Annotated in this window: 9 protein-coding genes; 1 reads left to right on the top strand and 8 read right to left on the bottom strand. The window is 75.0% G+C overall.

The window, feature by feature from the left end:
- The first annotated feature begins 49 nt into the window (after positions 1-49).
- Positions 50-1,606 (top strand): IucA/IucC family protein, encoded by a 1,557-nt coding sequence (locus ACZ6SQ_RS20320; protein ID WP_469563851.1) that lies wholly within the window; start codon positions 50-52, stop codon positions 1,604-1,606.
- Between the two features lie 76 nt (positions 1,607-1,682).
- On the opposite strand, the gene ACZ6SQ_RS20315 is transcribed toward ACZ6SQ_RS20320, so the two are convergent.
- Genes ACZ6SQ_RS20315 through ACZ6SQ_RS20280 form a run of 8 tightly spaced genes read right to left on the bottom strand, consistent with a single transcriptional unit; the run spans position 1,683 to position 13,437 of the window.
- On the bottom strand, positions 1,683-2,996 hold the full coding sequence (locus tag ACZ6SQ_RS20315; protein WP_469563848.1) for an amidohydrolase: 1,314 nt from the start codon (positions 2,994-2,996) through the stop codon (positions 1,683-1,685).
- 15 nt (positions 2,997-3,011) lie between these two features.
- On the bottom strand, positions 3,012-4,964 hold the full coding sequence (locus tag ACZ6SQ_RS20310; RefSeq protein ID WP_469563845.1) for a TOMM precursor leader peptide-binding protein: 1,953 nt from the start codon (positions 4,962-4,964) through the stop codon (positions 3,012-3,014).
- Positions 4,961-5,716 (bottom strand): ABC transporter permease, encoded by a 756-nt coding sequence (locus ACZ6SQ_RS20305; protein ID WP_469563842.1) that lies wholly within the window; start codon positions 5,714-5,716, stop codon positions 4,961-4,963. Before ACZ6SQ_RS20305 ends, ACZ6SQ_RS20310 begins: the two co-directional genes overlap by 4 nt.
- Complete coding sequence (locus ACZ6SQ_RS20300) at positions 5,713-6,681, bottom strand: ABC transporter ATP-binding protein (RefSeq protein ID WP_469563839.1); 969 nt, start codon at positions 6,679-6,681, stop codon at positions 5,713-5,715. Before ACZ6SQ_RS20300 ends, ACZ6SQ_RS20305 begins: the two co-directional genes overlap by 4 nt.
- Positions 6,682-6,727: 46 nt before the next feature.
- Entirely contained in the window at positions 6,728-7,855 is a 1,128-nt protein-coding gene (locus ACZ6SQ_RS20295; protein ID WP_469563837.1) for a metalloprotease, read from the bottom strand.
- The gene (locus ACZ6SQ_RS20290; protein ID WP_469563834.1) at positions 7,852-8,985 is read right to left on the bottom strand and encodes a lantibiotic dehydratase C-terminal domain-containing protein; all 1,134 of its coding nucleotides are present in this window, start codon (positions 8,983-8,985) and stop codon (positions 7,852-7,854) included. Before ACZ6SQ_RS20290 ends, ACZ6SQ_RS20295 begins: the two co-directional genes overlap by 4 nt.
- Positions 8,973-11,792 carry a lantibiotic dehydratase gene (locus tag ACZ6SQ_RS20285; RefSeq protein WP_469563830.1) on the bottom strand — a complete coding sequence of 940 codons (2,820 nt, stop codon included), beginning with the start codon at positions 11,790-11,792 and terminating at the stop codon, positions 8,973-8,975. Before ACZ6SQ_RS20285 ends, ACZ6SQ_RS20290 begins: the two co-directional genes overlap by 13 nt.
- 19 nt (positions 11,793-11,811) lie before the next feature.
- Positions 11,812-13,437, bottom strand: coding sequence for a nitroreductase family protein (locus ACZ6SQ_RS20280; RefSeq protein ID WP_469563828.1), 1,626 nt, complete (start codon positions 13,435-13,437; stop codon positions 11,812-11,814).
- Positions 13,438-13,452 lie beyond the last annotated feature (15 nt).

The raw sequence follows: 13,452 nt of genomic DNA, 5'->3' as shown, positions 1-13,452 counted from the left end.
GACGACGGCGATACTGATCGTTCCCGCCCGAACCGACCGCAGAGAACGAGTGGATCGCGTGCCTGACCTGCCCCCGCCCGCCGGTGACGACGCCGCACCCGCCGACGGCACCGCGCCGGACGACGCCGCGCACCGCGACGGCGTCGCCGCGCGCGCCGACGCCGTCGCGGCCGCGCCGCTCCTCAACTGCCTGCTGCGGGAGGTGGCGCGGCCGCTGGAGCAGGACGGGGGGTGGTCCGTGCACCGGCTGCCGGGCGGCCGGCTGCTGCGGGTGCGCGGCACCCGGCGGCCCGCCGGCGCGCAGGTCCGCGCGGACGGCGGCTGGCGTTCCCTGGACCACGCCGAGCTGGTGAAGCTCGTGGTCGAGGAGCTGACCGCGCACACCGGCCGCTCCAGCCACGAACTGCCCGCCGAGATCGCCGCCAGCCGCGACGCGGTCGCCGCGATCCTCGCCGCCCGCGCCCGTGCCATCCCGCCGCGCGGCCTCTATCTGCGCTCCGAGCAGTCCCTGGTCACCGGCCACCCCCACCACCCGGCCCCCAAGGCGCGCGGCGGCGGCCCCGCGAGCGCCTGGCTGCCCTACGCGCCGGAGGCCTACGCCCGCTTCCCCGTGGTGCTGCTCGGCCTGCGCGAGGACGAGGTCGCCGAGGAGGGCGACACCTCTGCGCTGGACGCGCTCGGCGAAGCCCCGCCCGGCTACCGGGTGCTGCCCGCGCACCCCTGGCAACTCGACCTGGCGGGACGGGAACTGGCCCCGGCCTTCGCCGACGGGCGCCTCGTCCGGCTCGGCACGACCGGCTTCCCGCTGTGGCCGACGGCGGCGATCCGCACGCTGTACACACCCGAGCGGGACCTGTTCCTCAAGTTCAGCCTGGACGTGCGCATCACCAACGACATCCGCCGGCTGTGGCGCCACGACCTGCTGAAGCTGCGCCGCACCGACAAGGCCACCGCCCACGCCTTCACGGCCGCACCGGGGAACGCCGCCTGGCTCGGCGACCTCGGCTACCGCACCGCCCGGTTCGCCTTCGAGGAACTCGCCGTCCTGGTCCGCGAGGGCTTCACCGGCCGCCTGCCGCCCGGCACGGAACCGGTGCTCTGCGCCGGCCTGGTGGAGGGCTTCGACGGCAGCCCACTGGACCGCGCCGCGGACCCGGCCACCTGGTGGGAGGCCTATCTGCGGGCCGTCGTGCCCCCGGCCCTGGCGGCCTTCGCCGACCACGGGGTCGTCGTCGAGGCGCACCTGCAGAACACGCTCGTCGCCGTGGACACCCAGGGCACGCCGGTGCGGGCCCTGTTCCGGGACGCCGAGGGCGTGAAGCTGCTGTCCGACGTGGACCGCGCGGCGGGCTGGGAGCGCCTCGTGTACTGCCTGGTCGTCAACCACCTGATGGAGATGGCCGCCGCCCTCGCCGAGCGCGCCCCCGGCCTCGACCCGTGGCCCGCCGTACGCCGTGAACTCGCCCGGCACGACCTGCCGGAGGCGGCCGCGCTGCTCGCCTCGCCGACCCTGCCCGGCAAGACGAACCTGCTGCTGCGCTGGACCGGCGCCGACGGGGCCGACGCGCGCTACCGGCCGCTGGCGAACCCGCTCGCCGGGGGGTGAGGGCGGCCCGCCCCCGGGGTGGCCGCCCCCGGGTCAGGGTGTCACCCCCCGGGAGGGCCGCTCGCAGGTCGGGCCGTCATCCCCAGGTCGGGCCGTTCGCGGGTCGGGCCGTCGCGAAGCGGTCCAGTGCCGCGGCCGCGAGTGCGGCGACCGCGGGGCGCAGGGCGCTCGCGATGTGCGGGGCGAAGCGCGGGGAGTGGTTCGGCGCGGGCGGTCCGGCGCCGGGACCGCCCCCCGCCGCCCCGCGCCGGCCGTCCGGGCCCGCCACGCCCAGCATCCAGTAGACGAGCGGCACACCGGGCTCCCCGTGCGCCTCGGCCCCGGCGTCCCCGAACAGCGGGAAGTCCTCCGCGGCCAGCGAACCCGGCCAGGTGAGGACCCGGCCCGCCCCGAGGAGGGCGCTGTGGGCCCGCCGTACCGCCGCGGTGGCGTGCGGGTCGCAGCGCAGGGCGGCCGAGCGGGAGACGACGGTCACCTCCGGGTCCCGGGAGGCGCCCGCCGCGGCGCTCTCCGCGGCGACGACCCGGCGCACGGCGGCCAGGGCCCGCTCCAGCGACGCCTCGCTCGACGCGCGGACCCCGATGCCCAGTTCGGCCCGGTCCGGGATGACGTTGGCGGCCGTCCCGGCCCGCAGGGTGCCCACGGTGAGCGTGACCTGGTCGGCGGGCGCGGTCTCGCGGGCCACGACGCCCTGGAGCCGGGTGACGACGGCGGCGGCCATGACCACCGGGTCGACCGCGAGATGCGGTGTGGCGACGTGCCCGCCCTCCCCGTGCAGCACCACGTCCGCCACCGCGCCCGCCGCCGCCATCGGCACCCCGTCCGGCGCGTGCGCCACGGTGCCGGAGGGCAGCGGCGCGGCGTGCTGGGCGAGGACGACATCCGGCCGGCCGAAGCGCTCGTAGAGCCCGTCGCGCAGCATCGCGGCGGCCCCGTCGAGCGTCTCCTCGGCGGGCTGCCCGACCACGACCAGCGTGCCCCGCCACCGGCCGGACAGCCGGGCGAGCAGGTCCGCGGTCCCGGCCGCCGCGGCGAGATGCAGGTCGTGGCCGCAGGCGTGCATCGCCCCGGTGCGGCTCGCGTACGGCAGCCCGGTCCGCTCCCGGAGCGGCAGGGCGTCCAGCTCGGCCCGCAGCCACACCCGGGGACCGTCGCCGTTGCGCAGCACACCGACGACACCGTGGCCGCCCACGCCGTGGGTGACCTCGCAGCCGGCCGCCGCGAGCCGCCGTCCGAACCGGTCCGCCGTACGGGCCTCCTCGCCCGACGGCTCCGGATGGGCGTGCAGGTCCAGGTAGAGGTCCAGGGCGGGGCGCAGCACGTCCCCGGCGCGGGAGAGCAGGGTGTCCCGGGCGGCCGGTGCCCGGGTGTGGCCGTGGGGCTGGTTCATCGGCGGACTCCGGGGTCAGGGGAACGGGTGCGGGGCGCGGCGCAGCTCCGCGTCCGTGAGGTCGTGGTCCCGCAGCCCGCCGCGGCGCTGCGCGGTACGCAGCCGGGGCATCAGCAGGGCCCGCTGCCGGTTCCAGCCGAAGTCGATCGGCAGCAGCCCCGGCACCACCGCGCTCACCGTGCGCAGCCCCATCCGCTCCTGCTCGGGCGAGGTCTGGTCGACGACGATCACGTCATGGCCGGCCCGGACCAGTTCGTCCCGCACCACGGCCACGTCGTCGCGCAGATCGCCGGTCCGGGGACGGCCGTGGCGCTCCCAGTCCCGGTACACCTCGTCGAAGGGCAGCGCCTCGGACGGCCGGAGATAGGTGTCCGCGTACGCCGCCATGCGAGGCAGGCCGTACAGCTGCGGATGGTCCTTGAGATGGCGCACGAGGGCGAAGTCGTCGGCCATCGCCTCCAGTTCGCCACGGCGTTCGGCGGTCTGCCGGGTCAGGTGCGGGATGTAGCTCAGCACCTCGGACATCGCGCCCTCCACCGCCGCCCTCGGGTCCAGCGAGGCCGCGGCCGCGAAGGACAGGGTGCCGGGGCCGCCGTCCCGGCGGACGCCGACGACGGTGACCGCGGGGATCGCCAGGTCGATCCGGTTGTCGAAGACACGCACGTCGTAGCCCTGGAGCGCGGCCCGCTCGGCCATCGCGGAGACCGCCGCGCTGCCGACCGTCGCCAGGTCGATCCGCGGCAGCCGGGCCGTGCCGTACCAGCCGTTCAGGAAGGAGTCGCGCTCGACGAGTTCGAGCAGACCGCCGAGCACCGCCTCCTCCGGACAGCCGCCGATCGCGCAGCCGTTGGAGCACTCGAAGACGAAGTTGTCGCCGGCCAGGGGGAGGCTGTAGTAGACGAGCCTCGAGGGCACCAGCACCGGACGTTCGTCCCGCAGCGACCAGCCCCACTCCCAGGGGATCGGCCGCGCCGGGTCGAAGGGCTCGGTCGACGGGTCGTCCCGGTAGGTCTCCTCGCTGTACACACCGCACTCGGCGGGGTCGACGGCGTCCGGCCGCAGTTCGTCGTAGGAGCCGACGACGGGCGCGACCCCGGCGCGCCGGTGGGTGCCGGCGTACCGCTCCAGGCCCTCCAGGAACGCGAGCCGGCGGCTGGTGGCGAAGGAGTTCTCCTGGCCGCTCCAGGTGACGTCGTGCAGTCCCGCGTAGCCCCGGATGAACGCGCTGCCCGCCACCGGAGCCGTGGTGGAGGAGGTCACATCGGTCCAGGTGCCCGCGCCGAGGGCACCGCAGACCGGGTTGGCCAGGGCGTCCGTGGGCAGCGGGTAGGCGAAGGCCGAACGCAGCCGGTAGGCGCCGGGGTCCGGCTTCGGACGGGAGACGGGGGAGAGCGAGGGGACGTGCCCGGGGGTCCTGGCCGGGGGCCCGCAGTCGGGGCAGAGCGGGTCGGCCAGCAGCGGGAACGTCCTGACCAGCAGGTTCTCCAGGTCGAGCCGGGTCACCTGGGGCAGGGCACGGTCGGCCGGGAGGACGGCGGGCGGCGTCGGGCGCGGCCCGTGCAGCAGGGCCTCCCACAGCGCGGCCACACCGTCCAGGACATGGCCGGTCAGCAGCGGCCAGGCACCGGCCGGACGCGGCCCGTCGGGCCCGCCGGTCTCCAGGGCGTTGCGCTCACTGCGGCTGCGCAGCCGCTGCCACCGGGCGGCCAGACAGCGGCCGCAGGCGGGCGCGGTGCCGTCGCCGCCCCAGGGGCCGAGCAGGATCGCGGAGGCGGTGACATGGACCCGTGCCGTGGGGCGGTCGGCGGCCCAGGGGTCCCCGGCTCCCGTGTCCCCGCCCGGGGCACCGACCGCGCCGACCGGGACGACCCGCGGGGCGCCGGCGCCGAAACGGCCGTCCAGGAACGCCTGGAGGGTGTCGCGTGCGCCCGCCATCGCACCGGCGAGCGGCCGGGTCGCGGTGCTCATGAGGTCTTCGTCCAGCGGAAGGTGCGCGCCGCGACGACGGCGGACACCACGGCGAACGCGAGCAGTCCGAGGCAGCCCACGCCGATGTCGGACAGGTCGCCGCGCCCGGTCAGGGCGGCCGACACGGCGTCGTTGAGATGGCGCAGCGGCAGGATCAGCGACAGCTTCTGGAGCCAGCCGGGCATCGAGTCCAGCGGGAAGAACGACCCGGACAGGAACGCCATGGGCAGCATCAGGAAGTTGGCGATGCCGGCCACCGACTCCGGGGTGTCCGCGACGCTGCCGATGACCACCCCGATCAGCAGGAAGGTGGTGACACCGAGGACCAGCACGGGAATCAGCAGGGGCCACCGCGACGCGGGGACGAGGCCGAACCCGGGCAGCATCGCCACCCCGACGAACAGCACCGACTGCACCAGCGCCACACCCAGCGCGAGGACGTAGCGGGAGCCGATGACGGAGGTCAGCGGGGCGGGCGACATCCGGATCATCCGCAGGATGTCGTCCGAGCGCCACTGCATCAGCGTGAACCCGATGGAGAACACGGCGGCGTTGGCGACACCCCAGGAGAGCACCCCGGAGGCGGTGTACGACAGATACGAGAAGCCGCTCCGCTCGACGTCCTGGCCGCGGAAGACGAGTCCGAAGACGACGAGGAAGATCAGCGGGAAGGCGAAGGTGAAGAACACCGTCGTGCGGTCCCGGACCTGGGCGCGGTAGCCCGCCGCGGTCAGCGCGGAATAGGCGCTCATGCCTGCTGCTCCTGGGTGTCCGTGGCCAGGGGGGTCCGGGCCGTGCGGGTGGTGATGTCGAGGTAGACGTCCTCCAGGCTGGGGGTGCGGGTCTGCACCCCGTCCAGCCCGGTGCGGGCGTCGAGCGCGGCGAGCACCCGGCCGGTGGCGCGGGTCTCCAGCTCGAGGTGTCCGCCCCGCACCACGACGCCGTCCACGCCCGGCAGGGCGGCGGCCTCGCGCTCGTCGATACGGCCGAGCGGCACCAGCAGCCGGCTGCCGGCGCCGAACGTGCCGATCAGGTGCCGGGGTTCGTCGGTGACCACGAGCCGGCCCGCGACCAGGATGCCCACGCGGTCGCAGAGCGCCTCCGCCTCGTCCAGGTGGTGGGTGGTGTACACGATGGTCCGGCCCTCGGCCTTCAGCCCCCGCAGGACCTCCCACAGATCGCGGCGGCCCGCCGGGTCGAGCGCAGCGGTCGGCTCGTCGAGGAAGATCAGCTCGGGGCCGTGGACCAGCGCGGAGGCGATGGCCAGCCGCTGACGCTGCCCGCCGGAGAGGTCGTCGACACGCACCCGGTGCTGCCCGCCCAGGCCCACGGCGTCCAGCCCGGCGTCCACGGCCCGCCGGTCCGCCCCGAACAGCGCGGCGACCGTGCGCAGATGCTCGTGCACGGTCTGCCGGACGAAGAACGCCGAGGACTGGGTCTGCACGCCCATCCGGGGCAGCAGACGGGTGTTGCGCGGCCACGGCGACTCGCCGAACACCTCGACCGTGCCCGAGTCGGGCCTGCGCAGCCCCTCCATGATCTCCACCAGGGTGGACTTTCCCGCCCCGTTGGGGCCCAGCAGGCCGAAGAACTCGCCGCGCCGGACGTCCAGGCCGACCCCGTCGACGGCGCGCCGGCCGCGGTAGCTCTTGGTCACATCGCGTACCACGACAGCCGGCCGGGCCCCGTCGTCCGCGGTGAAGGAGGTGGAACTCATACCGGTACCTCACTCATGGTTGCGTGATCCTTCGGGGTCGGTGGCGTCATCGCAGCACCAGGACGACGGCGGCGGTGCAGGTGCCGCCCGCCGCGAGCAGCACCAGGGCGGCCGACGTGAGGGCGTAGGCCGTGTGGATACGGCGGGCGCGGCGCGGGTAGGCCGACACGGCGTCCCGGCCGCGGCGGCGCAGCGAGAGATAGACGCCGGTCTCCGGGGCCAGGTTGGCGGTGCCCAGGGCGTGCCCGAGCATGCGGTAGCCGTCCAGCGGCGGCAGCGGGACCAGATTGCTCAGGGCCTGCACGATGCCCACGAACAGCATCCCGGTCAGCGTCTCGCGGCCGGGCGCGGAGGGGTCGAGCAGTGCCCACCACAGCGCGAACGGCAGCAGGAGCACCAGGTTGACGTACGCGCCCGCGGCGGCGACCACCAGTTTCGCCCGAAGGCCTGGCAGGAACAGGTAGTTGTCGACCGTGCAGTACATCATCATCGCCGGGAACCGCCAGCGCAGCCCGATCTCGGTGACCACACCGCCGTAGTGCCGGGCGGCCACGCCGTGGGCGAGTTCGTGCAGACAGATGCTGAACCAGAGGAACACCGCGAACGGGATCAGCGCCGCCGGGCGGGTGAGCAGGTCCAGCGTGCCGTCCAGGAGCGCCCCGGGGTCCGCCAGTACGGCCCCGGTCATCACCACCACGGCGGCCACCAGGGGCAGTTGCACCCAGGGGCGCAGCAGCGGGCGCAGTCTCCCGTGCAGCCGTCCGGTGGTCGCGTGGGCGTCGGCGACGGTGCGCCGGGTGCCCTTCCAGAGGTTCCCGGTGCGGGCCGGGGGCGGCTGCGGCGGGGCGGGGTCCGGGGACCCGGCGAGCAGCCCGCGGGTGCCGAGCAGCCCGAGCAGCCGGGTCCACTGCTCCTCCGGCAGCCGCAGCCGGAACCGCTCCGCGTACGAGGCCGCCACGTCCTCGAAGTCCCGGCTGCCGTCCAGCCGGCTGATGACGAAGTGCTCCTTGGCGCCGACCTCGAACGCGGCCCCGCTGACCGGGTGCTTGATCAGACGCACCGTGCGCGGGCCGCGCAGCAGCGCGGGACCGATCAGCACGCCCGGCCGCAGGGCGGGCCGGTAGGCGCGGACCGCGGCGGAACGCCCCGCGGCGGCGGGTCCGTCGGCGCTCATGAGGCGTCCCGCCGGGCACCGTCCGGCTCCCGCAGCACCCGCCCGAGCACGAAGGCCAGATAGGCCTCGTCCCGGATCGTCACATGCAGCCGGTTGTTGGTCATGTGCATATACGGCGAGAGCAGCCGGGGCAGCACCGCCGGGGCGTGCGTGACGGTCACCAGGGGAGCGGCGGCCGGGTCCGCGGCGCGTTCCTGGCCGACGTCCTCACGGGCCGGGCCGTCCCAGGCGGGGAAGGCCAGTTCGCCGCGGGCGGTCAGATCCGTCACCCGATCGCGCAGCTCCAGACAGTGCTCCGCCCAGCCGCGCAGGAAGGCCGGCAGCCTGCTCAGGTCGCCGCTTCCCACGGCCTGGCGCAGCTGGGCGAACCGGGCCCCCAGCGAAGAGGACATCCGCTCGTAGGTGCGCTCGTACTCGCCCGACCCGATGAAGTCGGTGCCGGGGAACAGCCGGTGCCAGAAGGCGTAGTAGGAGTCGAGGTAGTCCGCGAGCCGCTCCTCCTCGGGCAGGAAGCAGCTCGCCATCACCATCATCAGCTGGGCCGAGGTGCCCAGCAGCACCGTCCGCAGATGCAGGTTCATGCTCCGGTACGCCTCCAGCACCAGGTCGCTGGAGTGCCGGAAGTGCCATTCGGCGAGCTCGACCCCGGCCGGACCGCCGTACTTGGCGTACTCGGGCGCATAGGTCTCGTAGGAGAAGGAGTTGTTCGGGCGCAGGTTCATCCGGCCGTCGGGGCCCATGTAGCGGGCCCGGTCCTCACCCGGGAACTCGATGTCGAACAGGGCGTTGTAGAAGTCCTTGAGGAACCCGGAGTCGACCTCGTACAGCGCGGGCCGGGTCCTGAGGAACCCGCTGACGGCCTCCTCCGCGCGGCGGCGGACCTCGGCCTCGGCGTCCGGGCCGCTCGGGCGCAGCCGCAGCCGGATGTGCGGCCCCTCCAGCCAGTAGGTGATGAAGAAGTGGCCGGACAGCAGGCCGTCCGCGGTGAGCTCGTCCACCAGCGGGCGGACGCAGTCGACCAGCAGGGGCTGCGGGTTGGCGGCGTAGTAGACGTGCAGCGCCAGCCACGAGGAGGGGCCGCCGGCCCCGCCGGCGGGCCGGAAGGCCGCGGGCTCGGTCAGTTCGGGCATGACGGGACGGCCTCCGGTTCGGACGTGGGCAGGGGGCGGGTGGTGAAGGTCTCCACGGCGAGCTCGGCCACGTGCCGGCCGCGCCGTGAGGTGAGATGGAGGCCGTCCTCGGCGGGGAGCATCTCCCGGAACGTCACCCGGGTGCCCGGCCTGCGTTCCACCAGGGCGTCGAGCACGGACAGCGAGAGCGCGCTGTCGAAGTCCACCGGGGCGGGCTTGGCCCCGACCGGGCCCTGGCCGGCGTGGGCGACGGTGGCGAAGCAGCGGTCGGGCAGACCGTGGGCGCGCCGCCAGCGCTGCCACCGCAGGTAGTGCTCCGCGGCCCCGGTGCCCGGCTCGCGCACCGGCAGGACGTCCGCGTCCGCGGTCCAGCTGCGCCGGGCGACGACGACGTCCCCGTGCCGGACCCGGGGCCTGCGGGTGACACCGCGGTCGGGCTCGCCCTCGGGCACCCCCGCCCATACGTCGAAGGGGGCCATGGTGCTCGGGGAGAGCAGCAGCAGGGTGCGCGGGATCGCGGGCAGCGCGATCGGCACCAGATAACCGAGGTAGACCGGCACGACCTCGCGGTCCAGGCGGCGCGAGCGCAGCACCAGGCGGCCCGCCCGCTCGTCGTGCACCACGTAGAGGTCGTCGAGGTGGAGCCGGGCCTCCTCGGGCACCTCCGCGGTCTCGCCGGGGCAGACGATGCGGTGCCCGGTGAGCCGGCCGTGCAGGTTCAGGTTGCTGGTGACCGGACCGCCGGTGACCTCGGCGAACACGGCTCCCTCGGGGCGGCGGGCCGCGATCTCCTCGCGCAGGGCGCCGGAGAGGCCGGCCGCGGTGCCGTCCCGGTCCCCGGCCGCAGTTCCGTCCGGGTTCCCCGCCGTGCCGTCGTAGAGGTGCGTGAACCGGCTGAAGGGGAAGGCGAGTCCGCCGTACGACTTGTTGAGGACGACCAGCCGGCGGCCGCCGGGCGGGCGGGACAGCTGGAGGTGATGGCTCTGCGGTGTGAAGTGCCGGGTGACCGGGCCGAGTTCGTCCGCCGTCCCGTCGAGCAGCGTGCCGGGCAGTTCGATCTCACCGGCACCGGCCCCGTGCGCGCCGCCGTCCCGCCACAGGGCGCGCATGCCCTCGTGGAAGTGCCGCCTGGCACGGTCGAGGGCCTTCATCTCGTCCTGCCGGAGCCAGTTCTCCTCGGGCCGGTAGGCGCCGTCCTCGTCGAAGGGGGCGCGCTTGGCGGTGAAGGACACGTACTGGTCGAAGAAGTCCTCGTGGAAGTCGTGGACCAGCCCCAGCAGGTCGTCGCAGCGACCGCCGCGGCCGTAGCGCGCGACGAAGAAGCCCAGCAAGGTGATGCGCTGAGGCAGCGTCAGGTCGAAAAGGGGGAGGATGCTCTCGACCGCCCGCAGCGCTCGGCCGGTCTCCCCGTTCAGCACGGCGGGGCCGAGGGCCGCCTCGCCGCCGGTGTCGACGTCCTCGTAGACGAGGGTCTGCGGAAGCGCCGGGGCGTCCGCGCCCAGCTCCCGCTGCGCGTCGAGCAGTTGGGTGCGCAGCACGCCCAGCAGCGAGCGGCGCTCGTCGACGCCCGCGCCCGGGTAGCGGGCGAGGCAGGCGGCCGGGCCGTCCAGCAGCGCGGCCAGCCGGTCGGCCCAGTCCACCCCCAGGGAGCGCAGGGCCTCCTGGTAGGAGCGCAGCGGGTCCTCGCTGTGCACATCGGCGCGGAGCACCGGCACCTGCACCATGCCGAGGTCCAGCAGGGCCGACGCGTAGCGCTCGCACTCCTGGCGCTCGGCGCCGTGCTCTGCCTCCAGCCAGTCCACCAGCTCCCGGTGCCGGACCGGTGCCGTCTGGCCGCCGAGCCACTCGAGGAGCCGTTCCAGGGTGCCGCTGCTGCGCAGATAGAACAGCCGGTCGCGGACGGCGTCGAAGGTGACGGCGGCGCTGTCGTCGCCCGTGGTCATCACCTGGCGGACATAGCGGATGCGGTCGGCGTCGCGGCCCCATCCGGGGGAGAGCAGTACCGGCAGATCCTGACGGCGGTGCGGGTCGGCCGTGATCAGCTCGGTGAGCCGGGCCAGCACCACCACGTTCAGCCGCACATGGCTCACCCAGTCCTCACCGGTGTGCAGCGCCGCGCCCGCGTCGGCCGGATCGCCCTCGAAGGCGCCGAGGCCGATGCCGGTGAAGGTGCTGAACGGGCTGGTCTTGCAGGCCGTGCGGTACAGGTACGTCAGCGCCGAGCGCTCGATCTTGCGCAGCCGGTTCCCGGGACGCTCACCGCTGTCGCGCAGGTAGGCGTCCAGCCGGCCGTCCAGGGCGGGCGAGGCGAGCAGCAGCCCGAGCCGCAGCCGGTCCTCGCCCAGAGCGGCACGCAACGCGGCCCGGCTGTCGCGGAGTTCGTCGTCGAGCAGGGCCGCACCCGAGGCGCGCAGCTCCTCCAGTGCCGCGTGGTCGCGCAGCCAGTCGGCGGTGCGCCGGCCCGTCTCCGGGTCCAGCCCGGTCACCAGCCGGACCGCGGCCGGCGAGTCGGCGGGCGCCCTGCCGTTGAAGATCTGCCGCCGCAGATTGATCAGGGCGCGGCGGACGGCCGCGTCGCCCGGCTCCTCCTCGGGGCCGGTGGTGGCCTTGACCAGGGTGTGCAGCAGATCGCTGAGCGCCGCCGCCTCCGCGCCCAGCCGCTCCTCCTCGGCCAGTACCGCGTCGGCCCAGCGGCGGGTGCCGGGGCAGCGCAGGGCGTGCACGGTCTCGATCGGCAGGCCCGCCGCGCGGAGCATGAAGCGCCTGCCGGGCTCCCAGCGGGTCGTGCCGGACTCTTGGGGTCTCATGGGGAATCCTCTGCGGCCGTCAGGCGATCTCGTGGCGGAAGTCGGCGGGCTCGGGGCGCTCGTGACCGAGCGCCATGACGAGCAGCGGGGCCTCGTCGCCGTCCGTGAGCCCGAGGCGCTCCACGAACGAGACGTTGTCGAAGCCCAGGGCCACTCCGGCGCCCAGGCCCAGGGCGGAGGCGGCCGTGTAGAAGGTCTGCGCGACCGCCCCGGCCGTGCCGACCGCGAGCCGGTAGCCGCGGTCGCCGAGGGCGTCCAGCACCGCCGTGGTCCGCACGGTGGGCACCAGGACCGCTCCGGACTGCTCCAGGTTGTAGTTGGCGAGGAAGTAGTTCGCCTGGAGGAACGCGCCCTGCGGGCCGGGTGCGACGAGCCGCAGCTCCCCGCGGCCGGGGTCGTAGGCGTACGCCCCCTGTTCGACGCCCTTCACGTGGTTGACGAAGGCGTACAGCTTGGCGAGCCGGACCTCGCCGGCCGGATCGGTGTCCCCGGCCAGCCGGGTCGCGGCGCAGGCCGCCAGGACGGCCGACAGCTCACCGGGTTCGACCCGGCGGCGGGCGTCGAACCGGCCGAAGCTGGACCGACGTTCCCGCAGCGCGCGGCGAACGCCCGTGTCCGGGAAGGCCGGTGCGGGCAGCGCCTTCGCGGGACGCCCGGGGCCGGCCTCGGGGAGGGCCGCCGCGCCGGCCAGCGCGCCGGGGGCGGGCCGGGACGTCGCTCCCTCCAGGGTCGCGGCGTGCATGGCGCTCAGCGCGGTGAAGTCCAGCAGGGTGCGGGAGCGTTCGACGTCCCGGTGCCGTACGGCGGGCCGGTGGCCGGGGTCCGTACGCCGGACGAGCCCCGGGCGGGCCGCGGGCCCGTCCCAGTGCAGCGGCACGACGGCGAACACGGCCTCCTCCTCGCCGGGCACGCCGAGCAGTCCGTTCAGCCGGGGCTCGTCGAACCACAGCACCGGGGAGATCGCCAGCCCCCGGGCGGCCGCCCAGATCTGCCACGTCTGCACGAGGGTGCCGAGGTCGGTGGAGACGACGTGGAACGAGAAGCTGTTGTACTTGAAGGAGTTCTGCCAGTACTTGACGCCCAGGATCAGGTACTGGTCGGCGGCGAGGGCCTCGGCGGGCGCGTCCGGGCCCAGTGCCTCGCGCACCCGGTCGGTGACATCACCGGCCAGCAGCCGTTGCACGGCGTGGCGGTGGACGTCGTAGTAGTGCAGTCCCGGGGTGAGCGGGCCCGAGGCGCCGGACGCCCAGTGGACGCTCACCGGGTAGAGCCCGCCGCCGCCCGCGGTGCCGCGCGACCAGTTCGCGTGCGTGTAGTACGGCAGTCCGGGCAGGTCGGTGTTGGCCTGGACCCCCAGGCGGCGGCCGGTCAGCCCGTAGGAGTCCCTCAGCATCGCCGACAGCAGGGGCAGGGTGAAGCCGGGCGGGCTACCGGCACCGGCGGGGACGTCGCCGCCGGACAGCAGTCCCGGGCCGACCGGGACGTCGGCGAGATCCTCCGTGCCGGGCAGCGCGAACGCCTCGGCGTCCGGGTAGTACTTGCCCTTGCGCGGGCCGTCGGCCCAGTTCACCGAATGGTCGGTGGGCTCCATCGGGACACGGCCGCGATGCAGGATGGCGTGCGCGTACTCATGGGCGTACCCCATGGGATCCCCCTTTCC

Source organism: Streptomyces sp. NPDC048600, assembly GCF_055587025.1.
This window is presented reverse-complemented; position numbering and strand designations above follow the sequence as displayed.

What these genes read in the sequence shown, in the direction of transcription:
- ACZ6SQ_RS20315 (WP_469563848.1), bottom strand. Translation starts at nt 2,996, where the DNA reads ATGAACCAGCCCCACGGCCACACCCGGGCACCGGCCGCCCGGGACACC.
- ACZ6SQ_RS20310 (WP_469563845.1), bottom strand. Translation starts at nt 4,964, where the DNA reads ATGAGCACCGCGACCCGGCCGCTCGCCGGTGCGATGGCGGGCGCACGC.
- ACZ6SQ_RS20305 (WP_469563842.1), bottom strand. Translation starts at nt 5,716, where the DNA reads ATGAGCGCCTATTCCGCGCTGACCGCGGCGGGCTACCGCGCCCAGGTC.
- ACZ6SQ_RS20300 (WP_469563839.1), bottom strand. Translation starts at nt 6,681, where the DNA reads ATGAGTTCCACCTCCTTCACCGCGGACGACGGGGCCCGGCCGGCTGTC.
- ACZ6SQ_RS20295 (WP_469563837.1), bottom strand. Translation starts at nt 7,855, where the DNA reads ATGAGCGCCGACGGACCCGCCGCCGCGGGGCGTTCCGCCGCGGTCCGC.
- ACZ6SQ_RS20290 (WP_469563834.1), bottom strand. Translation starts at nt 8,985, where the DNA reads ATGCCCGAACTGACCGAGCCCGCGGCCTTCCGGCCCGCCGGCGGGGCC.
- ACZ6SQ_RS20285 (WP_469563830.1), bottom strand. Translation starts at nt 11,792, where the DNA reads ATGAGACCCCAAGAGTCCGGCACGACCCGCTGGGAGCCCGGCAGGCGC.
- ACZ6SQ_RS20280 (WP_469563828.1), bottom strand. Translation starts at nt 13,437, where the DNA reads ATGGGGTACGCCCATGAGTACGCGCACGCCATCCTGCATCGCGGCCGT.